Origin of the sequence: Citrobacter sp. wls619 (assembly GCF_005281345.1) — a bacterium.
In the GTDB taxonomy this organism is placed as follows: Bacteria; Pseudomonadota; Gammaproteobacteria; order Enterobacterales; family Enterobacteriaceae; genus Citrobacter.
The window spans coordinates 131,176-157,201 of sequence record NZ_SZXJ01000101.1 but is presented as its reverse complement, the minus strand read 5'-3'; the positions used below and the strand labels follow the sequence as shown (position 1 = coordinate 157,201).

The 26,026-nt window shown below is 50.5% G+C and carries 15 protein-coding genes; 11 read left to right on the top strand and 4 right to left on the bottom strand.

The annotated features are described in order from the left end of the window. The first annotated feature begins 13 nt into the window (after nucleotides 1-13). From FDX19_RS23220 to FDX19_RS23205, 4 genes are all read left to right on the top strand, one after another. Nucleotides 14-1,396 (top strand): efflux transporter outer membrane subunit, encoded by a 1,383-nt coding sequence (locus FDX19_RS23220; protein WP_137384568.1) that lies wholly within the window; start codon nucleotides 14-16, stop codon nucleotides 1,394-1,396. 30 nt (nucleotides 1,397-1,426) lie between these two features. After that, the gene (gene cusF, locus FDX19_RS23215; RefSeq protein WP_137384567.1) at nucleotides 1,427-1,774 is read left to right on the top strand and encodes a cation efflux system protein CusF; all 348 of its coding nucleotides are present in this window, start codon (nucleotides 1,427-1,429) and stop codon (nucleotides 1,772-1,774) included. Nucleotides 1,775-1,851: 77 nt separating this feature from the next. Next, entirely contained in the window at nucleotides 1,852-3,144 is a 1,293-nt protein-coding gene (locus FDX19_RS23210; RefSeq protein ID WP_137384566.1) for an efflux RND transporter periplasmic adaptor subunit, read from the top strand. Nucleotides 3,145-3,155: 11 nt separating this feature from the next. Continuing rightward, on the top strand, nucleotides 3,156-6,299 hold the full coding sequence (locus FDX19_RS23205) for a CusA/CzcA family heavy metal efflux RND transporter (protein WP_137384565.1): 3,144 nt from the start codon (nucleotides 3,156-3,158) through the stop codon (nucleotides 6,297-6,299). A 40-nt stretch (nucleotides 6,300-6,339) separates the two neighbouring features. Here FDX19_RS23205 and rclR read toward each other — a convergent pair whose 3' ends face one another. Beyond that, nucleotides 6,340-7,194, bottom strand: a complete 855-nt coding sequence (gene rclR, locus FDX19_RS23200) for a reactive chlorine-specific transcriptional regulator RclR (protein ID WP_137384564.1) — start codon at nucleotides 7,192-7,194, stop codon at nucleotides 6,340-6,342. A 236-nt stretch (nucleotides 7,195-7,430) separates the two neighbouring features. Between rclR and rclA the strand changes: the two genes are divergently transcribed. The 6 genes from rclA (at nucleotide 7,431) to FDX19_RS23170 (ending at nucleotide 12,488) form a co-directional block, all read left to right on the top strand. Further along, nucleotides 7,431-8,756 carry a reactive chlorine resistance oxidoreductase RclA gene (gene rclA / locus FDX19_RS23195; RefSeq protein WP_137384563.1) on the top strand — a complete coding sequence of 442 codons (1,326 nt, stop codon included), beginning with the start codon at nucleotides 7,431-7,433 and terminating at the stop codon, nucleotides 8,754-8,756. A gap of 171 nt (nucleotides 8,757-8,927) precedes the next feature. Next, a complete protein-coding gene (rclB, locus tag FDX19_RS23190) occupies nucleotides 8,928-9,164 on the top strand; it encodes a reactive chlorine resistance periplasmic protein RclB (RefSeq protein WP_170974434.1) in 237 nt (78 codons plus the stop codon). Between the two features lie 10 nt (nucleotides 9,165-9,174). Next, complete coding sequence (gene rclC / locus FDX19_RS23185) at nucleotides 9,175-9,735, top strand: reactive chlorine resistance membrane protein RclC (RefSeq protein ID WP_137384561.1); 561 nt, start codon at nucleotides 9,175-9,177, stop codon at nucleotides 9,733-9,735. A gap of 584 nt (nucleotides 9,736-10,319) precedes the next feature. Next, nucleotides 10,320-11,015: a flagellar brake protein gene (locus tag FDX19_RS23180; RefSeq protein ID WP_061067471.1), complete on the top strand. Its 696-nt coding sequence runs from the start codon at nucleotides 10,320-10,322 to the stop codon at nucleotides 11,013-11,015. 15 nt (nucleotides 11,016-11,030) lie between these two features. Next, nucleotides 11,031-11,618, top strand: a complete 588-nt coding sequence (locus FDX19_RS23175) for a LuxR family transcriptional regulator (RefSeq protein WP_137384698.1) — start codon at nucleotides 11,031-11,033, stop codon at nucleotides 11,616-11,618. 102 nt (nucleotides 11,619-11,720) lie between these two features. Continuing rightward, entirely contained in the window at nucleotides 11,721-12,488 is a 768-nt protein-coding gene (locus FDX19_RS23170) for an EAL domain-containing protein (RefSeq protein ID WP_137384560.1), read from the top strand. A 114-nt stretch (nucleotides 12,489-12,602) separates the two neighbouring features. On the opposite strand, the gene FDX19_RS23165 is transcribed toward FDX19_RS23170, so the two are convergent. From FDX19_RS23165 to FDX19_RS23155, 3 genes are all read right to left on the bottom strand, one after another. Continuing rightward, nucleotides 12,603-21,941 (bottom strand): autotransporter outer membrane beta-barrel domain-containing protein, encoded by a 9,339-nt coding sequence (locus tag FDX19_RS23165; RefSeq protein ID WP_137384559.1) that lies wholly within the window; start codon nucleotides 21,939-21,941, stop codon nucleotides 12,603-12,605. Between the two features lie 196 nt (nucleotides 21,942-22,137). Continuing rightward, nucleotides 22,138-22,716 (bottom strand): LuxR C-terminal-related transcriptional regulator, encoded by a 579-nt coding sequence (locus FDX19_RS23160; protein WP_137384558.1) that lies wholly within the window; start codon nucleotides 22,714-22,716, stop codon nucleotides 22,138-22,140. A gap of 737 nt (nucleotides 22,717-23,453) precedes the next feature. Beyond that, complete coding sequence (locus tag FDX19_RS23155; RefSeq protein ID WP_137384557.1) at nucleotides 23,454-24,629, bottom strand: DnaJ family molecular chaperone; 1,176 nt, start codon at nucleotides 24,627-24,629, stop codon at nucleotides 23,454-23,456. A 301-nt stretch (nucleotides 24,630-24,930) separates the two neighbouring features. On the opposite strand from FDX19_RS23155, the gene FDX19_RS23150 reads away from it, so the two are divergent. Beyond that, entirely contained in the window at nucleotides 24,931-26,013 is a 1,083-nt protein-coding gene (locus tag FDX19_RS23150; RefSeq protein ID WP_137384556.1) for a YncE family protein, read from the top strand. Nucleotides 26,014-26,026 lie beyond the last annotated feature (13 nt).

The following is a 26,026-nucleotide window of genomic DNA, read 5'->3' as shown; positions in this document are numbered from 1 at the left end:
GACGAGAAGAACTATGTACAAATTTAAGCTTCTTACCCTCAGCGCTATTTTTGTTCTGGCTGGCTGCTCGTTGGCACCGGACTATCAGCGTCCGGCATTGCCGGTTCCGCAGCAATTCTCCTTAAGTCAGAACACGCTGGTTTCGGCCCCGATGGGATATCAGGATACGGGCTGGCGTACCTTTTTTGTTGACTCCCAGGTGAAGGCGTTGATTGGTGAGGCGCTGGTCAATAACCGTGATTTACGCATGGCGGTACTGAAGGTTCAGGAAGCGAAAGCGCAATATGGTGTGACGGATGCCGATCGTTACCCGCAGCTTAACGCCGGTTCCAGCGGTACCTATAGCGGGAAATTAAAAGGCGATAGCAGTACCAACCGGGAATTTGAAGCGGGACTGAATCTCAGTTTCGATCTGGATTTCTTTGGACGACTGAAAAATATGAGTGAAGCCGATCGGCAGAATTTTTTCGCCAGTGAAGAAGCGCGTCGAATGGTGCATATCTCATTAATTTCTAACGTGGCGCAAAGTTATTTCAACCAGCGTCTGGCTTATGCGCAACTGCAAATTGCCGAAGAAACGTTGCAAAACTACCAGCGCTCTTATGCGTTTGTCGAGAAACAGTTGATGACCGGCAGTACGAACGTGCTGGCACTGGAACAGGCTCGCGGCGTGATTGAAAGCACGCGCAGCGATATTGCCAAACGCCAGGGCGAACTGGCGCAGGCGAACAACGCACTGCAACTATTGTTGGGGACGTACGGGAAATTACCGGATGACCGCGTGCGCAGTCGCGGTGATATAAAACCTGTGACACTGCCTCCCGCACTCCCATCGCAAATATTATTGCAGCGTCCGGATATTATGGAAGCCGAACATGGATTGCTGGCGGCGAACGCCAATATTGGCGCTGCGCGTGCGGCATTTTTCCCATCGATTACGCTGACCAGCTCTGTATCCAGCAGCAGTGGCGATCTCTCCAGCCTCTTTAATGCGGCCAGCGGCATGTGGAATTTTGTCCCGAAAATAGACATTCCGATCTTTAACGCTGGACGTAATCAGTCAAATCTCGATTTAGCAGAAATCCGCCAGCAGCAATCGGTGGTGAATTACGAGCAGAAAATTCAGAACGCATTTAAAGAAGTTGCGGATGCGCTGGTGCTGCGTCAAAGCCTTGCCGATCAAATTACCGGTCAACAGCGTTATCTGGACTCATTACACATCACGCTGCAACGTGCTCGTGCACTCTATCAAAATGGTGCGGTTAGTTATATCGAAGTACTGGACGCCGAGCGTTCTTTATTCACTACACAGCAATCGTTACTCGACCTTAACTATGCCCAACAGGTTAATGAAATTAAGCTGTTTGCTGCCTTAGGCGGTGGCTGGGTTGAATGATCTTTAATCTTAAATTCTCAGGAGTATATTATGAAAACTACCGCTAAAGCCGCTTTGTTTACTGTGTTATCTGTCGTCATGTTTAACGCTCAGGCCAATGAACATCAGCATGGCGAGATGATGAATATGGCGCCTGCGGCCCAGCAGGAGCAAGTGATTAGCGCGACAGGCGTGATTGAATCTATTGATATGGATAGTAAAAAAGTCACGATTAAACATGAACCGATTCCCGCAGTGAACTGGCCGGCAATGACGATGCGTTTCACATTGGTACCTGATACCAAGGCCGACGATATTCAGCCTGGTGATAAAGTTGCCTTTACGTTTGTTCAGCAGGGAAATCTCTCTGTCTTACGCGATATTCACATCAGTAAATAACGGATCTCGCTGCTCTCTTTTATTCTTGCCCGGGTTTTCCTGAACACGGGCGAGACTATCGCGCAATGGAAATCACTATGGCGTCTTTAAATATTAAAAATACCGCGCTTATTCTCGGCAGCATGATTGTCGGCGGAATTATTTCTGTCGGTGTGTATACCTATTATTCATCCGCAAAAGTATCGGCCGATACCGGCGCTGCTCAAAAAAATGAAGAGCGTAAAGTTTTATTCTGGTACGACCCCATGTATCCCAACACGCGGTTTGATAAACCGGGTAAATCACCGTTTATGGATATGGATCTGATCCCGAAATATGCCGATGAAGAGACAGCGAGTACATCCGCACCGGGTGTGCGTATTGACCCGACACAGACCCAGAATCTGGGGCTAAAAACCGAACCCGTGCGCCGTGGGCCATTGCAATATGCACAAACTTTCCCGGCGAACGTCAGTTATAACGAATATCAATTTGTCATTGTTCAGGCGCGTTCGGCAGGTTTTATCGAGAAGGTCTATCCGCTGACCGTGGGCGACAAAATTAAGCAGGGCTCGCCGCTTATCGATCTGACAATCCCGGACTGGGTAGAAGCACAAAGTGAATATTTACTGCTGCGGGAAACGGGCGGCAGCGCGACGCAGGTTGAAGGCATTCTGGAGAGATTACGTCTGGCGGGAATGCCGGAGGCGGACATTCAACGCTTGAAAGCGACGCGGAAAATTCAGACCCGCTTTACCCTGAAGGCCCCTATTGATGGGGTGATTACCGCGTTTGATTTACGTACTGGTATGAACATTTCAAAAGATAATGTGGTCGCGAAAATTCAGGGAATGGACCCGGTATGGGTCAGTGCTTCAGTCCCGGAATCTATCGCCTGGCTGATTAAAGACGCCTCGCAATTCACCATTAGCGTACCTGCCTGGCCGGGTAAATCCTTCACCATTAGCAAATGGAGTATTTTGCCGAGTGTGGATGCCACGACGCGTACGCTCCAGCTTCGCCTGCAGGTTGATAACCCGGATGAGGCCCTGAAGCCGGGAATGAATGCCTATCTGCAACTAAAAACGCAAAGCGAACCGATGCTGCTGATCCCGTCTAAAGCGCTGATTGATACCGGTACCGAACAGCGGGTTATCACCGTCGATAATGAAGGACGATTTGTACCTAAGCAGGTTGCCGTATTCCATGAGTCGCAGGGGGTAACGGCCATCCGCTCTGGTCTGAGCGAAGGTGAAAATGTGGTGTCCAGCGGTCTGTTTCTGATTGATTCCGAAGCGAATATTTCTGGCGCTCTGGACCGTATGCGCGCTCAGGCAAACGGGGCACACGTGGTACCCGCGATGCCAGCCCAGGCGACCCATTCACACTGAGGACATGATAAATGATTGAATGGATTATTCGCCGCTCGGTGGCAAACCGTTTCCTGGTGATGATGGGGGCGCTGTTTCTTAGCATCTGGGGCACCTGGACCATCGTGAATACGCCGGTTGATGCGCTGCCCGATCTCTCTGATGTGCAGGTGATCATCAAAACCAGTTATCCGGGGCAAGCGCCGCAAATTGTTGAAAATCAGGTGACCTATCCGCTGACCACCACCATGCTGTCGGTGCCGGGAGCGAAAACGGTGCGGGGTTTCTCGCAGTTTGGCGACTCTTACGTGTATGTCATTTTTGAAGACGGTACCGATCCTTATTGGGCGCGCTCCCGTGTCCTGGAATATCTCAACCAGGTACAGGGGAAATTACCCGCAGGCGTCAGTGCTGAAATGGGACCGGATGCGACAGGGGTTGGCTGGATATTTGAATATGCGCTGGTGGATCGCAGCGGCAAACATGATCTCGCTGAATTACGTTCGCTGCAGGACTGGTTCTTAAAATATGAATTGAAAACTATCCCTAACGTGGCGGAAGTTGCCTCGGTGGGCGGTGTGGTTAAAGAGTACCAGGTTGTCATCGATCCGATGAAGCTGACGCAATATGGCATCAGCCTGGGTGAGGTGAAATCAGCGCTGGATGCCTCAAACCAGGAAGCCGGAGGTTCATCTGTCGAAATGGCCGAAGCGGAATACATGGTCCGCGCCAGTGGGTATCTGCAGTCCCTTGATGACTTCAATAATATCGTACTGAAAACCGGCGCGGATGGCGTTCCAGTCTATCTGCGTGATGTTGCCCGCGTACAAATTGGGCCGGAAATGCGCCGCGGGATCGCCGAACTGAATGGCGAAGGCGAAGTGGCAGGCGGCGTAGTCATCCTGCGCTCCGGTAAAAATGCGCGTGAGGTGATCTCCGCGGTTAAGGCTAAACTTGAAACGCTGAAGAGCAGTCTGCCGGAAGGCGTTGAAATAGTTACAACATACGATCGCAGTCAACTGATCGATCGCGCGATTGATAACCTGAGCTACAAGCTGCTGGAAGAGTTTATCGTTGTGGCGCTGGTGTGCGCGCTGTTCCTGTGGCATATCCGCTCGGCGCTGGTGGCCATTATTTCTCTGCCGCTGGGACTGTGTATCGCGTTTATCGTGATGCATTTCCAGGGACTGAACGCCAACATTATGTCGCTTGGGGGGATAGCCATCGCGGTCGGCGCGATGGTTGATGCCGCAATCGTTATGATTGAGAACGCGCATAAGCGGCTGGAAGAGTGGGGGCATCAGCATCCGGGTGAAAAGCTGGATAACGACACGCGTTGGAAAGTCATCACCAACGCCTCGGTGGAAGTCGGCCCGGCGCTGTTCATTAGCTTACTGATTATCACGCTGTCGTTTATCCCCATCTTCACGCTCGAAGGGCAGGAAGGACGGTTGTTTGGTCCGTTGGCGTTTACCAAAACCTACGCCATGGCAGGCGCTGCGTTTCTGGCCATTGTGGTGATCCCGATCCTGATGGGGTTTTGGATCCGTGGCAAGATCCCGGCAGAAAGCAGCAACCCGCTTAACCGTTTCCTGATTCGTATTTACCATCCGTTATTGTTGAAGGTGCTGCATTGGCCGAAAACGACCCTGCTGGTGGCGGTGCTGTCGATCCTGACCGTCATCTTCCCGCTGAATAAGGTTGGGGGCGAATTCCTACCGCAGATTAACGAAGGCGATCTGTTGTATATGCCTTCAACCTTGCCGGGAATTTCCGCAGCACAGGCGGCAGATATGCTGCAAAAAACCGATAAGCTCATCATGACGGTTCCTGAAGTGGCGCGCGTGTTTGGTAAAACCGGTAAAGCTGAAACGGCGACCGACTCCGCACCGTTAGAAATGGTGGAAACCACCATCCAACTGAAGCCGCAGGATCAGTGGCGTCCAGGGATGACGATGGACAAAATCATTGAGGAACTGGACAAAACCGTTCGTTTACCGGGGCTGGCGAATCTGTGGGTCCCGCCAATTCGTAACCGTATCGATATGCTCTCTACGGGGATTAAAAGTCCTATCGGCATTAAAGTTTCGGGTACCGTGTTGTCGGATATTGACGCCACGGCAGAGCAAATCGAAGAAGTCGCAAGAACGGTGCCTGGCGTGGCATCCGCATTGGCTGAACGTCTGGTCGGCGGGCGTTATCTTAGCGTAGATATTCATCGTGAAAAGGCCGCCCGTTATGGGATGACCGTCGGCGATGTGCAACTGTTTATCACCTCCGCGGTAGGCGGTGCCATGGTAAGTGAAACGGTTGAAGGTATCGCCCGCTATCCGATCAATCTGCGTTATCCACAAAGCTATCGCGATAGCCCGGAAACGCTACGAAATCTGCCGATACTGACGCCAATGAAACAGCAAATCACGCTAGCGGATGTGGCGGATGTGCAGGTGGTTTCGGGGCCGTCGATGTTGAAAACAGAGAACGCGCGACCAACCAGTTGGATCTATATTGATGCCCGCGATCGCGACATGGTGTCGGTGGTGAACGATCTGAAAAAAGCGATTGCTGAAAACGTCCAGCTAAAACCGGGGACCAGCGTAGCATTCTCCGGGCAGTTTGAGCTGCTTGAGCGCGCCAGCCACAAGCTTAAACTGATGGTGCCGATGACGCTGATGATTATCTTCGTGCTGCTGTATCTGGCATTCCGTCGTTTTGGCGAAGCACTGTTGATTATTACCAGTGTGCCCTTTGCGCTGGTAGGCGGAATTTGGTTTCTCTACTGGATGGGATTCCATATGTCGGTCGCGACAGGGACCGGATTCATCGCACTGGCAGGCGTGGCTGCCGAATTTGGTGTAGTGATGCTGATGTACCTGCGCCACGCCATTGAAGCAGAGCCTGCGCTGGAAAATCCGCAAACCTTTACCGTGGATAAACTGGATGAGGCGTTGTACCACGGAGCGGTACTGCGTGTGCGACCCAAAGCAATGACTGTGGCGGTGATCATTGCGGGTCTGCTGCCGATTTTATGGGGAACGGGAGCCGGTTCTGAAGTCATGAGCCGTATCGCTGCACCGATGATTGGCGGCATGATCACGGCACCTTTGCTGTCACTGTTCATCATTCCGGCAGCGTATAAGCTGATGTGGCTACACAGGCATCGCACCCAGAAATAGCCCCCGGTAGCGCTCGCCTTCACTCCTTTGAAGGTGGGCGCTATGATTCCAGCGCTTTCACCCGTTTACGGTACTCGCCAGGCGTACAGCCGAATTCACGCAGAAAAACTTTGTGAAAAGATGACTCGCTGGCATATCCCACCGATTCAGCAATCACGACCAACGGTTGGGCGCCGCGCGACAGCATCTGGGCGGCGAATTGCAGACGCAATGTGGTGAGTACGGCGAGCGGCGTGGAGTTTGAAACCTCGCGAAACAGTTGGGCAAAACTGGCCCGGGACATATGCGCGCGCTGCGCCAGTTCTTCAACACTCCAGGGATGTGCGGGTGATTCCAGCATCTGGAACACCACCGCTCCCAGTCGGGGATGTAATAGCAGATTCAGCACATTTTTGGCGGGTGGAGCCTGAGATAACCATTCGCGAACGGCGAACGTGAACAGCGTGGCGCATTGCTGGCTGCACACAACGTTGGAACCGGGCAGCATGCTCAATGATTCCTGCTGCATCAGCTCAATCATCGCCTTAAGCCAGCGGTAAACGGGGCTATTTTCGCCAGGTGCCAGCAGCAAAACTTCCGGCAGCGCGGTTAAGAAATAGCGGGAGGATGTCTGTAGTTGCAGACTTCCGCAGACAATATGCGTTTGCTCTTCGCCTGACTGGCACAACCGATGCGCGGAGTTTTGCGGCAAGATGACTACCGTACCAGGACGCAGTGTATAAGTGTTGCCGTCAGGCATCTCCAGTAAAGCGCGCCCCTGGGTTACCGTATGCCAGCGGATCACGGATAACTCACCTGCTGCATGAGGGAGTTGCCAGTCTCTGCTCAATAAGCAGTTTTGATCAATAGAACCCTGCGGATCGTTAAGCATTAGCAAGCGGCTAAGTGCATCCATAAAGACTCCTGAACAATTTTTGTTGTCGTTGATAGAACCGTGATTATCATCATATTTTCACATTAAAGTAATACCATCAAATGGTTACTTTGTATTTTGTTTTGGGGGTTTTTAGTTTTTATTATATGGCCGTAGACGATTGAACAGAAAGTGGCGCGTTATGGATATGCTGACCTGACAGGGCACTGCCTATAATCCAGAGTAACAAATGAACAATGACTTTGCGGAGAGGCAGTATGAAACAGTATCAGGCGATCATTATTGGATTTGGCAAAGCAGGTAAGACGCTGGCGGCTACGCTGGCAAAAACGGGCTGGCGGGTAGCGATTATTGAACAGTCCAACACCATGTATGGCGGAACATGCATTAATATCGGCTGTATTCCAACCAAAACTCTGGTGCACGATGCTGAGCTTCAGCATGACTTTGCGACGGCGATGCAACGTAAAACTTCCGTGGTCAGTTTTCTGCGCGATAAAAACTTCCATAATCTGGCCAATCTGGAAAATGTGGATGTGATTGCAGGGCGTGCTGAATTTGTCGACAACCATACCGTGCGGGTAATGCAGTCGACAGGAACGCTTGAGCTGAGCGGTGAGAAGATTTTTATTAATACCGGTGCACAGTCGACGATTCCGGATATTGAGGGATTATCCAGTACGCCAGGCGTCTTTGACAGCACCGGGTTGCTGAATTTGACCCAACGCCCACAGCGCCTGGGTATCCTGGGCGGTGGCTATATCGGCGTTGAGTTTGCATCGATGTTTGCCAACTTCGGCAGTCAGGTCACTATTTTTGAGGCTGCGCCGCTGTTTTTACCCCGTGAGGACCGGGATATCGCTGATGCGATCGCTGATATTTTACGCGATAAAGGCGTTGAGCTGATCCTCAATGCTAAGGTGCAGTCGGTTTCGTCTCACGATGGCGCGGTGCAGGTACAGATGCCGGAAGGGGAACAGGTTGTTGACGCACTGCTGGTCGCATCAGGCCGCAAGCCGGCGACCGAACAGCTGCAACTGAAAAAAGCCGGTGTTGATGTGAACGATCGTGGCGGCATTATTGTGAATAAGTATTTGCGTACATCGGCGGATAACATCTGGGCGATGGGAGATGTAACGGGGGGGCTGCAATTTACCTATATCTCACTGGACGACTTCCGTATTGTGCGTGATGGCCTGTTAGGTGAAGGGTTGCGAAACACCGGCGATCGGCAAAATGTGCCGTATTCCGTGTTTATGACACCGCCGCTTTCCCGCGTGGGGATGACTGAAGAGCAGGCTCGTGCCAGCGGTGCGGCGGTACAGGTGGTGACGCTTCCCGTTGCTGCGATTCCACGGGCGCGTGTTATGGATGATACGCGTGGTGTACTTAAAGCGGTGGTGGACACGGATACGCAGCGGATATTAGGTGTCTCACTGCTGTGTGTGGATTCGCATGAGATGATTAACATCATTAAAACGGTGATGGATGCCGGGTCACCTTATACCGTATTGCGCGACCAAATATTTACCCATCCAAGTATGAGTGAGTCATTAAACGATCTTTTTTCTCTCGTTCAATAATAAATATAGCGTCTGCATCTTTGCCCCACTTGTGTGGGGCTTTTTTTTATCATGTTTTTATAAAACGATACTATCGAACAGCTATTCTGGCGTTCTGGAATAAATGAAATTAGTGGCTGTGTTTTATTATATCGCTACTGAAATTACGAATGAATGGAAATAGAAATGAACATGGTTAAAACGACGCTTCTGCTGACAACGTTATTGACGGCGCCAGTGACTTTTTCCGTACTGGCACAGACACCAACCGAACTGGCCCACGTCAGTGTATCCGCTGTTTCAGCGGCACCTTCTGTTGTCGAAGCGGCCATTGCTAAACTGGCGCAAGAAAAGCAGGCATCATCCTGGAAAATTACCTCGATGAGAATTGATAGCAGTACTTATGCCACTGCCATTTTGTACAAGTAGGATGGCCGTCATGGAAAAATATCTTCGTTTACTGGGGCAGGGGGATCGAATTGGATTAACCTTGATTCGCCTGAGTATTGCGATTGTCTTTATCTGGATCGGTTTATTGAAATTTGTACCTTATGAAGCTGACAGTATTACGCCATTTGTGGCGAACAGCCCGCTGATGTCATTCTTTTATGAGCATCCGAATGAATACCAACAGCATTTGACGCACGAAGGTGAGTTAAAACCGCAAGAGCGGGAATGGCAAACTGCGAATAATACGTATCGCTTCTCTAATGGGCTCGGCGTAGTTGAAATTATTATCGCGCTGCTGGTACTTGCTAATCCGATCAGCCGTTGGTTAGGATTGATGGGGGGAGTGCTGGCATTTGCAACGCCGATGGTTACCTTGTCGTTTTTAATTACCACACCGGAAGCATGGGTTATGCCAATGGGTGATTTACACCACGGCTTTCCGTATTTATCGGGGGCGGGACGTCTGGTGCTAAAAGATACGTTAATGTTGGCTGGGGCAGTAATGATAATTGCTGATTCTGCCCGAGCAATCGTTAAACAACGGTATTGAATTTTTAACGCTGTACCCTCTGTAAGATAGCTTGCCACTCTACTTTAATTCGGTATTTACCGGGGCCAGCATGATGCTGGCCTTTTTTATCACTTAAGTTAAATTACGATTAATATACCTGAATGATACATTCATCCCTGTGAAATGAGACGTCATGGTATGGGTATCAGTTGGCTAATGACCACCCGTTGGATATCGTGCCTATAGGTTCAGCCCCCCCGTCCACGCTCTGTCTTGTCAACCCCTTAGTTTTACAGCATTTTTTCTGTTTTATTTCTATGCGATTATTGCTATTTATTATCTCAAAATCGCATTTTTAAAAGTCTTGTTATTCGCTTTTGTTATAGCTATTGCGTAGGTTTGCATGGTTTTAGGCATGGCTTAAGCTAAAATTAATTCTGATTAAATGTTTTTACGTATCAATAAATGACGAAAGATAGTTAAAAACTTAAGTTTTAATCAACTGTTCGACATGGAATCCACTATGGTAATTAGGCGCCAGGGGTGGATGCTGATCTCGCGTTTTTGTCTGTCATCAGACCGGGGCCGAGACTTATCTTAAATATGGAAATAAGGGTTTTAGAATGAACTTTGGATTAGCAAAGGACAACAAGTTTGAGATCATCGCTATCCTTCGTGAAGAGCTGCATAAGAAGACCAAGCTGGAAGTTTTATGTGAAAACACCAGCGTCATCACGCAGTTAGAAAGGATCGATTTCGAACGCTTTGTGGTCACCGGTCATGAAGACATCATTCCTGAAAAGATCCAGTACTTTATCCTGCACAGTGACAGCGGGATTATAAAATTTAGCGCCAGATTTGAAGCAACCCCATCAACAGGTGCTGAGGCAGGATTATCCTACCTCATCCCGGATATGATTTTCTTTGCCCAACAGCGACAGAATCAGCGGTTTTCTTTTCTGAAGGGGTTCGATTTTTTCTGTTTTGGTCGTTACAAAAACGGAGAGAACTACTCACTTAAGATTAAAAACATCTCTCAGGGTGGCTGTGCGTTAATCGCTAAAGATGTTAATGCCCGTTTTCTTTACAAGGATGCAGTGATTAAAAATGCTGCTCTGGATTTTGATACGTTCGGCAGTTTTCAGCTTGATTTAAAAGTCATTGATGTCGTCGCGATCAACGAATTTGATGAGGATAATCAATTGTATTCCTGTCATCAGGTTTCTTGCGAGTTCGATTTTAAGAACCGTCGTGAAGAGGCTGAAGTTGAGAAAACCATTATTAAATTTTTAATGAGTAATAAAATTAGAAGCTTATAAGGAGCGATGAACAGGATGTTGATGTGTGGCAGTGATAATTTTGTGGGCAACGGTATGTTTGCCTACCTGACAAGCAAACATGTGCCGATAAAAACATTCCAGTTTGAGGATATGTTGCAGCAGTCGTCATTATGCCAGCATCAGACAATGGTTTTTAATATCATTAACAATGAACAGCCGTGTTCCGCCATTGTGCAGTTTTTGAATAAAAACCGGTTCAAGTTTTATAATAGCGTCGTTGTCATCGTCGCTGATAGTTTGGTGGCGAAATTATGTGTTGAATTATTATACGTTGAAAAAACGATAGTATTGACTGAGAAATCCTCATTGCGTGATTTTGCTCAGTTGGCTACGTTGTCGGTCGGGAAATGGAATCCCCGACTATATCGTTCGCAGAAAAGACTGACGGAAAGAGAGCAGCAAATCCTCAATCTTTTGGTAAGCGGTTATTCTGCCAAGGAAATCTCTGAGTTGGTTAGCCTGAACTATAAGACTATTCAGGCGCATAAGATGAGAGTTGTCGCCAAGCTGGGACTGGCTAATACCTCTGATCTGAATAAACTGATTGTCAGATTTACCCACAGCATGTCTTTTTTACCCTAACCTGGCTATTCTTTTCTGATGTAACGCACTTAACAGCAGGTACAACTCGGGAGTGATTTTGACTGGTTTTTAATGTATATGATTTGTAGAGGGAGAGGGGGAATGTTTAATTCCGATGAGGTGCTCACCGCGCTTGAAAAGGCATTGAATACCAGTCAGCTTTATATGGTTTATCAGCCTATTTTTAATTTACATACCGAGTGTATTAGCGGGTTTGAAGCATTAATGCGGTGGAACAGCCCTCAGATGGGTATGATTTCTCCTGATGTATTTATTACGTTACTGGAAGACAGAGGCAATATATTTTCAATTGAAGATATGGTTGCCAGTCCGCCGTGGAATGTTGCGAGTACCTGGCCCGAACCTCTTGTATTATCAGTAAATATTTCTGCGCTTGAATTCTGCGATCCTCTTTTACCTCAACGAATCAGACAAAACCTGGCCGCTTCCGGCCTTCCGGTTCATCGATGCCAAATTGAAGTAACGGAAACATCGCCGCTGTGTGACAGCCAAATAGCGGCGAAAAATATGACGGAACTGAAGGCAATAGGGGTCAAGTTAGCGCTCGATGATTTTGGTACCGGGCACGCTAATCTTAATTATCTGTTGAAATACCCTTTTGATACCTTAAAAATTGATAAAGAATTTGTCACTGAAATAGAGCCCGACACTAAATCGACAAGGATTATTGAGGGCATCATTTCTTTAGCACACAATTTTGGCATTGAAGTCCTGGCCGAAGGGGTCGAAACCCAGTCTCAACTGGACCGCCTGACGCAGATTGGCTGTGACAAAATTCAAGGCTTCTTCATTTCTCCCCCGGTATTGGCAGAAGAGATTCCTTCACTCTTGGCGCAATATAATCGTTAATCCCTCCTTATTTACGTTTCCCAATCCCTTGATTGTTCCGCGTTGCTGGTCAGGCTGCCCTGAACGGTAAAAAAAAGCCCCCTGTGAACAGGGGGCTTGCAAGTTTATGCCTGCTTAAAACGATTTCTTAAAGCCAATAGACGCATTGATCGGGGCTTCAACCTGCGATTTATTGCTGCCGTTGCTGAACTGTGTCCCCAGTTCGCCGTAGACCTGCAGATTACGGTCGATAGACCACGACAGACCCGCTGCAACCTCGGTGCTGGAGTACTGTTGTGACGATTCCAGCGTGGTGGTGGCGACCGCATTGCTGAAGTGCGTTTTATCTTTGGAACCCAGCCCCTGCCAGACGTTTACCCGGCCGTACGGCTGGAACTTGCCATGGTTGGTGTCGTAGTCCGCAACCAGACGTACGCCCAGACGCGCGGTAAATGAATCGGCGGTGTCCATATTCACCCTCGTTTGGGTTACACCATCCAGCGTGCTGTTATCAAAGTCGCTGTACTGATAGATCAACTGGGCCTGCGGTTCCAGGCTCCAGGCGCTGGCACCTAAACGGAATGCTTTGCCCACTTCAGTTGAGGCCGTCAGCGTATTGCCTTTGACGGTGTAAGAGCCGTTGTTACCCGATGCCGACAGGCGGGATTTATGGTTCCCGTATTGCAGCACGTTATCGACATACATACCGTCACCAGAGAACCAGGTGGCATAACCGCCAACGTAAAATGCGTTGTCGTCGATGTTGCCGCCTTTGCCGTTGCTGCCCGTTTTACTGCCTTTCACATTGCTGTCGATATCCAGAATGCTGGTGTACATACCGGCTTTCCAGCTTTCATTGGCGTACATATCGACGCCGACCTGAATACCCATGGTATGGGAGCTGGTTTGCGTACCGGCTGCATCATCCAGTTTGGTTTTACCGGAATAACCAATCATTCTCGCCCAGGCGCGATTGTCTTCATCAATACCCGGTTTAACTTCATCACCCATACGTTGGTGCATGTTGCCCAACAGACTGATGTCACCCTGGCGAACCACGCTGGCGAGACCGGAATACAGCATGGTTTCCGGACGATATTCACTCCGCAGATACCAGTTTTCGCCCTGACCCTGAGCATTCCCGGCGTGGAGCTGATACTCAAAGGCACCCGCGGCCATACGCTCTGCGGCAAGATGGAAGGCATCCCGCGACGTTTGCGCCGTCGTCGTTGCGCCATTGAGCGCCGTGACCACTTCGATGCCGTCACCCACGGTCGGTGCGCCGAGCCCGGAACCGTCGACATCCAGCAGCGTGCTTCCGCTGGCGTTACCGCCATCAATGATCAGTCGGTCAGCAATACCTGTGCCGCCGGCATTCTGGCGGGCAGCCATGTTGATAGTGCCTTGTTCGCCGCTGTAATCCCCTTTAACCGTTAAGGTTGTGCCAGGTTGCTGGCCGATAAGTGATACATCACCACCGTTGCTCAGCCCGGCGACTGTCTGGTTATAACCCTGAGTATTCAGGGTAGTGCCCGCGACAACATAGTGGTGCGAGGCGGCGCTCAGGGTGTTGGTATCACCGGCTTGCAATACCCCGCTGGTGATGAGCGTTGCACCGCTGTAGCTGTTTTGGCCTTGCAGCTCCGTCGTACCGCTACCGGTCTGATGCAGTTGACCTGCACCACTGATGTTTCCACTTAACGCCAGCGTATCGGCGCGATTAACGTTAAGCACGCCGTTATCAACGATGTCCCCTTCAATGCTACCTATCGTACCGCCGGTGCCGAGCTGCAATACACCTTGTTCGATGGTGGTGCCGCCGGTATAGGTGTTATCCAGCGTCAGCGTCAGTGAACCTTTACCGGTTTTGGTCAGTTGACCGTTACCTTCGACTTCCGTCAGCAGGGATACATCATGTCCGTTGGTGTCGAATGTCCCACCACCAGATTCCAGCGTAACCTGACGCGCGGTATCAAACGCTTCACCATATTTCAGCGTACCGCCGTTAAAGGTGATTCCGGTCTCTGCTGCGCCGAGGTTGGTATCGCCTGCAACCTGAAGCGTCCCTGAAGTGATAGTCGTGCCGCCGCTGTAGGTGTTGTTGCCCGTCAGGATCAAGGTACCGAGGTCGCCTTTATTCAGACCACCGGTACCGCGGATCACGCTATCAATGGTGGCGGTGTAGTTGACGCCATCGACCGTGCCATCGCCGACGCGAATCAAGGTATTGGCGGTATCGGTAGTGATGGCTTCACCGCCGACACGATAACCGTCGGTGGCGAATTGTGCGCCACTGATGATCACGTCGCCTTTACTGTTATCGACGGTCACATTTCCGGCTTCCCCCTGGAAGACGGCAAATGCGGCATCGGTAAACGGTGCGTTCAGCGCGCCTTCTGGCGTTGACTCATCGGTCGTCCAGTTGTCGTTCCCCTGGCTTGATTGCCAGATACCATCACCGCCGTTGATGACGCCGTTATTCTTCAGCTCGCCATTTTCACCGCCGGTACCGTCCCAGAAGCGCAGCGTCAGCCCGGCATGGTTGACCAGGTTGACCTGATTTTTTACCGACGTCTGCACGTACAGGCTGTCAGCCGCTTCCGGCGCGTTAGCAATATCCATCACATTGTTAGTCAATGTGCCGGTGTAGTTGATGACGCGATAGACACCAACGTCAAAGCTACCGCCCGGTGAGGTTTCAATGTTGAGCTTACCGTCGAGCGTCAGATCGCCATTCACGTCAATCAAGTCGTTGAAAGCACCGCCCGGGGTATAAGCCTGTCCAAACTGATAATCCAGTTGGGCGTTATCGCTGAGCGTCAGAGAACCGGTAGTCAGTTTACCCACGCTATTGATGGCGGCGCCGGCGGTAATGTGGCCGTTATCCTGCACATCGACCGCCCCGCCGATAATACCGTTACCGCCGAGGGTGGCACCCGATTTCACTGTGACCTGACCGGTAGAAGCAGACTGATTGCCGTTGACCAGCAACACACCCTCATTGACATCCGTGATACCGGTGTAGGTGTTGTCGCCTGTCAGGATCAACGTACCGTTACCCACTTTCACCAGGCTACCGTCGTTGCCGCTGATAATGCCGCTGATGGTGTCAGGAAGGTGCAGATTTCCCAGCGACAGTTGCTTACTACCCAACTCGACGTTACCTGCGCCGGACAACGAACCGATGGACGTCCCGCTGTTTACTGCGCTGATATCTACCAGACCGCCTGCAAGGTTTTCCACGCGGGTATTTTCTGCCATCGCCTCATCGGCCATGGTCATCAGCCCACTGTTGGTCACAATGGCATTCCCACCGCTGGCATTGTCTTCCAGCGCCAGTGTGCTGTCTTTCGCCACGCTGACCGTCGCGTCACCGGCTGTTGCGTTGTTTGAGAGTACGGCTTTGGCTTTTCCTGTCAGATTCAGTTTGGCACTGGCGGCGGTGACGGTATCCGCCAGCGTTAACAGGCTGTCGGCAATGTTCATGGTCAGTGATTGCAGACGGGTGTCTGCGCCGCTGACGTTGAGCGTTGCCCCATTATTAACCGTGATGGTGCTGCTCTCGTTGCTGCCGAACACTCCGGTTTTGCTGGCATTGACCGTCACATTGTTGCTATTACCGGTACCGGCAATTTCTGTATCGCCTTTGTAGCTGTTGGCACGGTCGAGCGTCAGAGTACTGCCCGCATCGCTTGAGCTACTGGTGACTTTCAGTTTGCCATCACCGGTAATCTCGCCGGTCGGCGTGAAGTGGTGCGAATTGAGATCGAATACGGCCGCATTAGCATTGGCGCCCAGTTCGATGGTGCGATTGCTGGTTAAATCTGCACCTAATTGCAGCGTCGAGGCGTTGTTAATCGCCAAATCGGTTCCGCTCTGGCCGAGGTTGCTGTCAGAGGAGATCTGCAACGTACCGCCATCAATACGCGTGCCGCCGCGATACGCGTTATCCCCGCTTAGGATCAGACGACCGAGGTCGGTTTTCACCAGTGTCAGTTTGTCGTTGGTGCTGGCTTCACGAAGGATTGACTCAATGGTTGCCGTAAAGTTTTGTCCCGCACCACCGGCGCCTACGCGCAGCAACAGTTCACCGGTTCCCGGCGTCTGCCCCGCATGGGTGGCATTTTCAGTGGTGGCCCAGGCGTTAAGTGCATCGCCTTTTACGACGTAACCATCGGCATCAAACTGTGCGCCAGAGAAGTTGACGTCACCTGCAGCGTTATCCACGGTAACGGTACCGCCTTTGGTGGTGAAGACGGCAAAGGATTTCTGCGCCCACGGGGCGTTGCCCTCGCCGGTAGCTGTCGTCCAGTTGTTGTCACCCTGAGCACCGATCGCCATCCATTTACCATCGCCACCGTCAATCTTGCTGTTGCCTTCAATGCCCGTTAAACCGTGGTTCTGGCTGGTGGTTGCGCCATCCCAGAATTGCAGGGTAACGCCGTTGGCATTCACCAGGTTGACCTGTTTGTCGATAGCGGTCTGGACAAAGATGTTGCTCTTATCCTGACTGTCCGGTACAGCACCCAATTCCAGCGTCTGGTTATTCAGCGTACCGCCGTAGTTATAAATACGGTACACACCAGGGCCAAAATTCCCGCCCGATGATGTGGTGACATCCAGAGTCCCATCCAGTTGCAGATCGCCTTTGACGTCGATCAGGTCATTCAGCTTACCGCCCGGTGTATAGGCCTGGCCCAGTTCGAAGGCGGACGTCGTTTTGCTGCCAAGCTGCAGATTACCGTTAATGGATAACGTACCCGCACCGCCGTCACCAGCGCTAATCGTTGTAGCATCGTTCATCAACACGTTGCCGCCGATAATGCCATTACCACCCAGTGTGGATGTGCCGCTGACGGTGGTTGCGCCACGTGCCGCGCTTTGATCGCCATTCACCAACAGCGTGCCGTGGGTGACCGTTGTGTCGCCGGTATAGATGTTGTTGCCGGCCAGGCGGGTAATGCCGCCGCCTATTTGCTGCAGTGCACCGATACCGGAAATAACGCCGTTCAGCAGGACGTCATTGGCGCGATTAATTACCAGTATGCCGTTATCGATAATGTCAGAAACGGTGCTGACTTCACCCGTATTTCCGCCGGAACCTAACTGCAACGTACCTGTTTGCGCAATGGTGGTAGAGCCTTTGTAGCTGTTGTTGGCGGTAAATACCGTGGTACCGCCTGCCGCACGTTCAAACTTCCCGTCGCCGCTGATAGTACCGTTATAGATTTGCGCTGCGGTGTTATCACCCTGGGTATCAAAGATGACCCGGCTGTCTGGGCCTTGAGTCGTCACATCGTAATCAGCAATCGTTGCCGCGGTGCTGGTGGATTCACCGTGATCGCCTGTACGCAGCGTTGCACCGCCGGTAACGGCAATGGTTTGGCTGGCCAGTTCCAGACGGTCGACAATACGCATATCCGCCTTTTGACCGCTAATTGTCAGTGAATCCCACCCCGTGCCGATGTTGGTGCCGGTGGTCAGGTTATCGCCGCTCAGGCTGCCAATTTTTGCACTGAGGCCGTGTGTATCGGTGAAGGTGAGGGCGTTGCCGCTACCGGCTTTCGTAGTGATGTGGCGTGTCTCATTCAGTTCAACGTCGCCAATGTTGGCTTTATTGTTGCCGCGGGTCCCCGCGAAATTCACTTCGCCCGAAAAAGAGCCGCTACGCCAGTTAAAGGTATCAGTGCCTTCGCCCGTGTTGATCACGCCACTGGTCGTGCCTTTACTGATATCAATCGTGTCATTGCCCTTGCCCGATTCGATAGCCACCGCTGTGTCGGTCAGGGCCTGAAGTGTACCGGTGTTGGTAATGGTTTTATTACTGTCGCCGCTGGCGTCAATCACCGGCGCCGTGGTGCTGGCTGAGACAATTTTTCCGCTGTTGGTCAACGCGCTGACGTTTTTCGCGATGATGGCAGAGCCACCGGCGGCGTTCCGCACATTGATATCGGCACTGGTAGTGACTTTACCGTTTGTGTTGGCGCGGATACCGCTGCCTTCGCTATTCAGTACCTCAATGGTATAGCCTTTACCGATGGCCAGGTTACCCGTTGTCGCGCTCCCGTCGTGCTGCTCAAAAGCGAAGCCGGTACCTTTACCATTGACGTTAAGGATGTTGTTAAGCCCATCTTTCATGTTCAGGGCAACGCTGGTGCGGATCCCCGCGCCGTCGTTGGCATCGATGGTCACATTTTGCAGAGTGATATTGGTGTTGTTAGCATCGTTTTGAATGCCTGCGCCCGTGCCATCTGCACGGATCTTCACATGCTGCGCTGACAGGTCGCCGGCTTTATCTGCCAGGCGAATGCCATCAGCGGTACCGTTGGTGGTAATGCTGTCGCCACTAATGCCGTTAATCTGCAGGCTGGCCCCTTCCGTCAGTAATACGCCAGCGGTGCCATCATCAACCTTAACCTGGCCCAGTTGATTAATTTGCGCACTGGCACCCGACGCGCGAACGCCGATACCGTTGCTGACATGCAGAGCGGAGGAGGATTTATTGGTCAGACTCCCGCCTTGTTGAACGTCCACGCCGATACTGTCGACGCTGGCAAGATTGATACTCGATTCGCTATCGAGGATCAGGTTACCCAGATTTCTCGCTATATAGGCGATCACTTCATTGCCACTGGCTTCAGAGGTGATCTTCGCGTTTGAGGTAAGCGTCGTGCTGGTGGCATTGTCCTGATTACGACCATTGAGCTGATGCGCCTGGCCATCAACCACCCCGGCAACGGTACGTTCACCGGTTAAATTAATGGTGGTTTTGTCGCTGATATTACCGCTGGCGCCGCCTTCGATGACCAGCGCTGCGGAATCGCTACCCTGCACGGTAAATGTGGCTTCACCAGTATCGACTTTACTGCCTGCACCGGTAGCGAGAACGCCAACAGAGTTTTTGCCGCTTAAGGTGAGATCAAGGTTGGATTGGGTCGGGCTCAGCGGATTGTTGGGGTCGCCGGACAACAATGCACCATTGGCAATACGGAAAATGGTGGTACGTTCTTTACCGTTGTCATTCATCACCGCCTGACCAATATTGGCGGTAGCGCCTTCCCCATACAGATAATAGCCAATCTGATCGGTGTTGTTGAACACCGGGCTGCTCAGGTTGTCGACGTTAGCAATGGCGTTATCACGCACGTGCACGCCGATATTCCCGACCTTGTCCAATATGATGTTGGAATAGACGTTGACTGTCGCCTGTCCGTTGGTGCCACCTTCAGCCCAAACCGCATAGTTACGATCGTTGATGCCACCCGTACCATCTACGATAATGGAACCTGTATCGCTGGTGGTCACTGCGGCGTTCTTTTTGTTGGCGCTGACGTGGATCCCCACGTTATTCGTGCCGTTGACGTTAATCTTGCCGTCGTTTCTGATTTGCTGATTATTTTCCGCGCCGCTGTCACGCACGGAGATACCGTAGTTCTTGCTGTTCCCTGCATCCCCATTACCATTGATGACGATGTTGCCCGTATTCAGTACGTTACCGGTTGCGTTGCCGATCAAAATTCCTGCCGCGTTACGGACACCGGTGCCCAAGGTGATGAGACCGTTGTTAATAACCTCTTGGGTACTTTTGGTCATAATCCCGGCGCTCAGGCTGGCACCACCTGGCATGATGACATCCTGGGTCAGGTTACTTGCGTCACGCCCCAGGTAAATAGCGGCATCGGCACTGTTGGTAAAGGTCGCATTTCCCGCAACTTCCACGCCAAAGGCGGTGCCGTCACCGTAAGATGCACCGTTTTTACGTCCGTCGACGACGTTAATATTGCCGTTATTGACGCCTTTTGCCTCGCCGGACAACTGCATACCAATGGCCAGCGTCAGCGAAGCATCCGGGACATCTTTGCTCCAGGGATCGGCGGCAGATGCGGTGCCGAAGTTATCCGTGGTGATCGCCTGGTTGATGGTGCCTTCGTTGGTGACAACGCTGGTACCTTGTCCCTGCATACCGAATGCGCCGTAGCTGTTAACGTTTTGATTACCATCTTTATCAATGAACAGACCTGAGTTGATAGTCCCGTGGTTGGTTGCCTCGGCGTTTTGCGCCAACATGCCAATCGCCAGGCTTTGCCCACCAGAACTGCGTAGCGCGTTCAGCTCGCCAAGGTTGTTGATAACCCCGCCGTCTATGGCTTTCATGACGCCATTAATACTGCCGTCAACGGCGATTATCGCCCCTTTGTTCAGGGTGCCGGTAGTGCCAGCGCCGTTGGCATAAATGGCATGCAACTCACCGCGCGCGGCAGTGGCGTTGTTGGTATGTGAGTCGCCATCGGTCCAGACTTTGTAGTCCCAGGTGAGCTCGTCAGACGGCTGACTGGAATGAATTAAGCTATCGATATACCCGGCATACTTTGCTTGTGCTGCGGTGACGGTTGTGACCTCTTTAGCATCCAGCCATAATTGGATTTGGCTGACCTTATCGCCATTGGCATTTTCTGCGGCGTCGTCACTTCTGCCCAACAGGAAGTCGTTAAAATCGGCCAACTCCTGCGTGCTGGTAATGGTAAATGTGCGCTCCCCGGTTTCGATAACCTTGCCATCGGCGTCATAGCCATAAGTCATCAGCGTCACATCTTCGCCAAAGACAGAGGTTTGCTTTGATCCGGTGAACGTTTGTGTGGGGATCACGGGTGCTGCGTTAAATTTTATATAGTTGTCAGACTGCCAGTTTACCTTGCTGTTGGCGCCTTGCGCTTCCAGTAAGGAGGAGTCTTTGGCCAGTAACTCAATGGTATTGGCTTTGTCGCGTACATGGAGCGAGTCATCACCTATGTTCAGGTTGGCCGTAGCGCCATGGGTTGCCAGCGCGATACCAAACTGCTTATAGATTTCAGACTTGGTTGCATCATAAGTATTTAAGACGGAATCGCCGATTTGCGATTTAGTAAGAAAGCCACTTAACACATTGGTATCAAAGACCTTAATGGTTTCTGAACCGTCCGGGAATGCGGGGTCAACCACCGTGAAGTTTTCGCTTTGAGAAGGCTCAGCCGATTGGTTATACGTCAGGTACTCCGCCAGCTCTTCCGCTGTGGTGATTGTTTTTGCACCCTGGCCTGGGCTGGTGGCCTGCAGCGTAATTTTGCCTGTTCGCAGTAACTCACTGATGGTGGTTGATTCTACAACGCCGCTTTGACCGGGATTAATCGTCGGGATTGCGCCGCTGATATTGAGTTCCTGACTGGCGGTATTATTTTCATATAAGAAGCCGTAATCGTGGGGAGCCTGATAAACGCCCGCAGAAATACCGTTCTGGAAGTCGTCAGAAATATTTCGCTCGCCCGTAGCGGTAATCTGCGCCGCTGAAGCCATCATCGTAGCGCCACTTAATGCGCTGGCTGCCAGTACCGCAACAGTTTTACGTGAACTGCTTTTCTTCTTACCTCTGGTTAATTCAGAGACGACAACCCAGATACCGAGTGCCGCGTTCCAAATAATGCTGTAAACCTTATTCATATATAACCCTCGTCTACATTCCTGTTATGTATGTGTTAATACGTTGAGTTGTTGGCTATGGTTGGCACGCGGATGTGCTACCCGGTATGTCTATTTTCGAAAATAGCGATCCCTTCCGGGCCAGGCGGAATTAAAAAATGAGCCGAAAGAAAATCTGTTAATAATTAACCGTGATTACTATCCTTAAATAAGTCAGTTACGGCTGGCTATAGTGAGAAATGGTGTACTTGAGCCGGGTATTACTTTTACCCAGCTTTCTGGCAATGTTGCTTTTGTACGCCCCGATTGTTTTTTCACTTTTTTGCGATACGCCGGCGATTTGTGTCAGTGACCATCCCCGGGCTAGCATCATCATCACATTGAATTCATTGGCCGTTATTTTTGTTTGTAGCTCTTTGATATTGCGTTTGTTTTTGTTTTCTGTGATACGCGTGATTGTTTGCAATAGCTGATCAAGGCTGGTGTCCTGATCGAGGAACTGCAGGGCCATTCCGCACACTGTTTGAAAAATAGAAAAAGTGGCTTCATCGGCTAACACGATGATCGTTGTGGATGGTCGTATAGCCATGTTGCGGAGAATCCTGGCATATTTTAAAAAGTCTGATTTGTCAGGATTAATAATGATGCAATCCGTTTCATGAGATAGCGTTTGGACGGCAGAAAGCGTCTGGGAGGAATGGTACGCGATATCAATATATAATGATGAGCCACGTAGGATTTCTCGCATGCCTAGCCAGGGGTAAATTGAGTCACCCAGAAAAATAGCTTTAGACATAACGATCTCCTTGAAATTTTGGTGCAAGCAGTCGCCTCTTTTTTTAGTTAAAAAAGAGTTTCTCGCGATGCATGAAATGTTAATTAATTCTCGTATGCCCTAAATAATTCCAGTTGCAGGAAGTCCGGGGAATGAATTCCCAGGCACACAGATACGATGTGGCTGAGGTGAACTAACGCAGCCAACGTATAGGCAACTTGAAATATGACGGGTATATTTCGCTCTTTGCTTTGAACGCATCCTTATTTATTCGGATATCAACAGATATTTTCTGTCTTTATTTAAATCATTAACTATTCTTAAAGTAGATATTACACTTTGTTAAAATTTAAGATAAATCGTTTAAATCACCTCTGTGAAGATGATTGATAGATTTCGCTTATTGATCGGCGGGGTTTTGTGTCCGTCGATTCGATAATGACAGGGGATTCCTATAGGTTTTGAAGGGAAATATTGTTAATTATTATTAATTTCAAATAGATATGTGATTTTCTTAACGGGGAAGGAAACAACCAGGAGAATTCTTAATCAAAGACAGGACCAGGAAGGAGATAAATATGCAGAAGAAGAAAATAGTGCTTGATTTGAATTAATGGGCCGAAAATGAAAATAATTTAGATTTATATTCTTATTATTTTGTCATTTTTAGGTGATCAACCTGAAGTAAGCTTTTCGTGCTGAATCTAAAAATCAGTCTTGCAGCCGCTTTTTTGTCTGCTTTTTGTACGCGAATTTTCTTAGCCAGCCAATAGCTCTTGCTCCACTTGTTGTACCTGCATTTCCAGCGTAGTGCGGATTTCAGTCAGTGCTCGTTGCTGATCGGAGAAGTAGGCTTCTTTGTCTGTTACTGAAGTGGCAAGACGCCAGGCGTTTTCCGCTTCCAGATCGCTAATCTCTTTGAGCAGCGCATTAATTTGCTCCCTGAGCTGCTGAATCTTGCTACGTAAATGCTGCAGATCGTTTAATCGGTCACTTGCCATCATCGGTTCGAGCCCGGTTTGTAACTGGGTCAGTAATGCCCTAACCGCAGCCAGATCGGCATTTTGTCGTGCCTGATTAAGCTGCACCATCATCTGATGGGCTTTCTCTTTCAGGTCATCCGCTACCACGTCCGGGTGGCAAAGGCGACTGGCCTGACGCCACAGGCGTTTTAACTCATTACGTTCATCCGCTGAAAGCCGCTGGTCGCGGGTGTAACGGTGCTGCGCATCCTGCTGTTGTTCCTGATATTCATCATATTCGTGGCTGGCTTCCTCCTGTGCCTGACGGGTCGCGCTGTCGTCCTGGCGAGAAAAGTCGTTTTCCAGTTCACGAATTTCCGCCAGCAGGGCGGTGATAAGCTCAGTCTGTTGCTGAATGCGCTGGCGAGTTTCCACGGATTCGCGGGAGTCCGAACTCAGATTTACCCAGTGCTGCTTGAGTTTCGCCAGTTGATCAACGGCCTGTGAAATATAGTGCAGGCAGGACTGATAATCTTTTTCCCGACGTTTTCGTTCTGCTTCCTGCTTACGTTGCGCGCTGGCGGCCAGCTGCTTACGCAGTTCGAGAATTCGGCTCATCAACGGTCCAAGACGAAGATGGTACAGGTCATTGAAATCATCGAGGATTTGAATGCGCGTGTTGCGCTTATCAATCAGATCGCGCAGTTGGGTTTCAAGCGCTTTCAGTTCGAGCTTACTGGCGGCAATGCCGGGGTCCTGCCACGTTGATACTGCGCGCTGGGATTGTAGCCAGTGTGTAATTTCACGCAGGGCATCGCCGAAACGCCGTTCTTCAATCGCCGTCACGATGACGCCGGGAATGACTGGCAAAGGTTCATTTTTCAGATGCGCCAGCTGCTGGAAAATAATCTCTTCATCTTCCAGTTCGATGGCGCTTTTGACGATCTCAAGTCGTTTAATGATCTTATTCATGACAGTCGTTGCCTGGCGTGGTTCAAAAACGAGTGACTGAACCACGGCAGGTTCACCCGTTTGAAAATGTTGGAAAAACAGTAAAGTGCATTCTGTGGCCTGCGATGCCTTTTCGTCCAGAATAATTCACTGTAATTATGAAAAAGCGGTACTACCGCGCACTTCTTCGCGTCTTTAAACCCTCGTTTCATCTTTTTTATTCACCGGCTAATTATTCTTGATCTGATAAAGATAATGCGTATAGTTCTCATTCTCTTTTTGTTATTAACAATCTGCGTGAACTCTGGTAAGGATCCCGACAATGAAAAAAACAACATCCGCTCTGGCATTGTTGGCTGCCGTTGCATTAAGCGGCTGCACAGCTAACGCCACGCCAGCCAGTAACCCGGTGGCACAGGAAAAAACAATCGCACCGGCAGCGACGGATATTCAGCAGCGCGCACTGGCTGATGGCTTGTATGAAATGGCGCTGAGTCCAGCGGGTGATGCGCTGTACGTCGCCAGTGCGGAAGGGTTCAAAGATGTTCAGGGTGGGGTGGTTTACAAGCTGGATCCGCAAACGTTGAAGACCCTCGGTCTGAGCCACACCGATCTGAAAAATTTTGGTATGGCTATCTCGCCAGACGGTAAAACGGTGTATGTCACCAACTCTCTGGATGGTGGTCTAAGCGCGCTGAATACCGCTGACGGCAAAGTGAAAAATCGCGTGCTATTCCCGGAACGTAACCCAGAAGGATTCCCGTACGGCGCACGTCAGGTACTGTTGCATAACGGTCTGCTCTATATTGGCGCCGTTGCCGATCCGGCGGTGATTTGGGTGGTTGATGCCGAAACGCTGAAACTGAAAACCCGGATTAAAAATACCGGTAAATGGATGACCGGGCTGCATTACTCAGAAATGACGCAGCGTGTTTATGCGGCAAACGGCGGTGGCGAAATCCTCGTTATCAACCCGCGTACCCAGCGCGTTGAAAAACGCTGGCAGCCGCTGGGCGATAAACCCGCGTTGCTGTTGAATATGGCGGAAGACCCACAAACCGGTCGCCTGTTTGTCACCGACAATTCCAAAGCGAAAACGACATTGGTGTTGGATATTCATACGGGCAAGCTGCTTAAACAGCTGGATATCGGGGATTCGCTGGCGGTGAAATTCAATGCAAAACGCAACGAAATCTATATTACCCAGCGTGATTCCGGAAAATTGCTTAGCCTGAATGCAACGGATTACAGCGTGAAGAAAAGCTGGGATCTCCTCCCGAATCCAAACAGCCTGTTGCTCTCTGCTGATGGCCAAACCTTGTTTGTCACAGTGAAACAGAAATTCAATAAAGACCACTCCACCTCCGCGCCAGATAACGTGGCGCGTATCGATCTGAATAAATAATAACAACATGTTG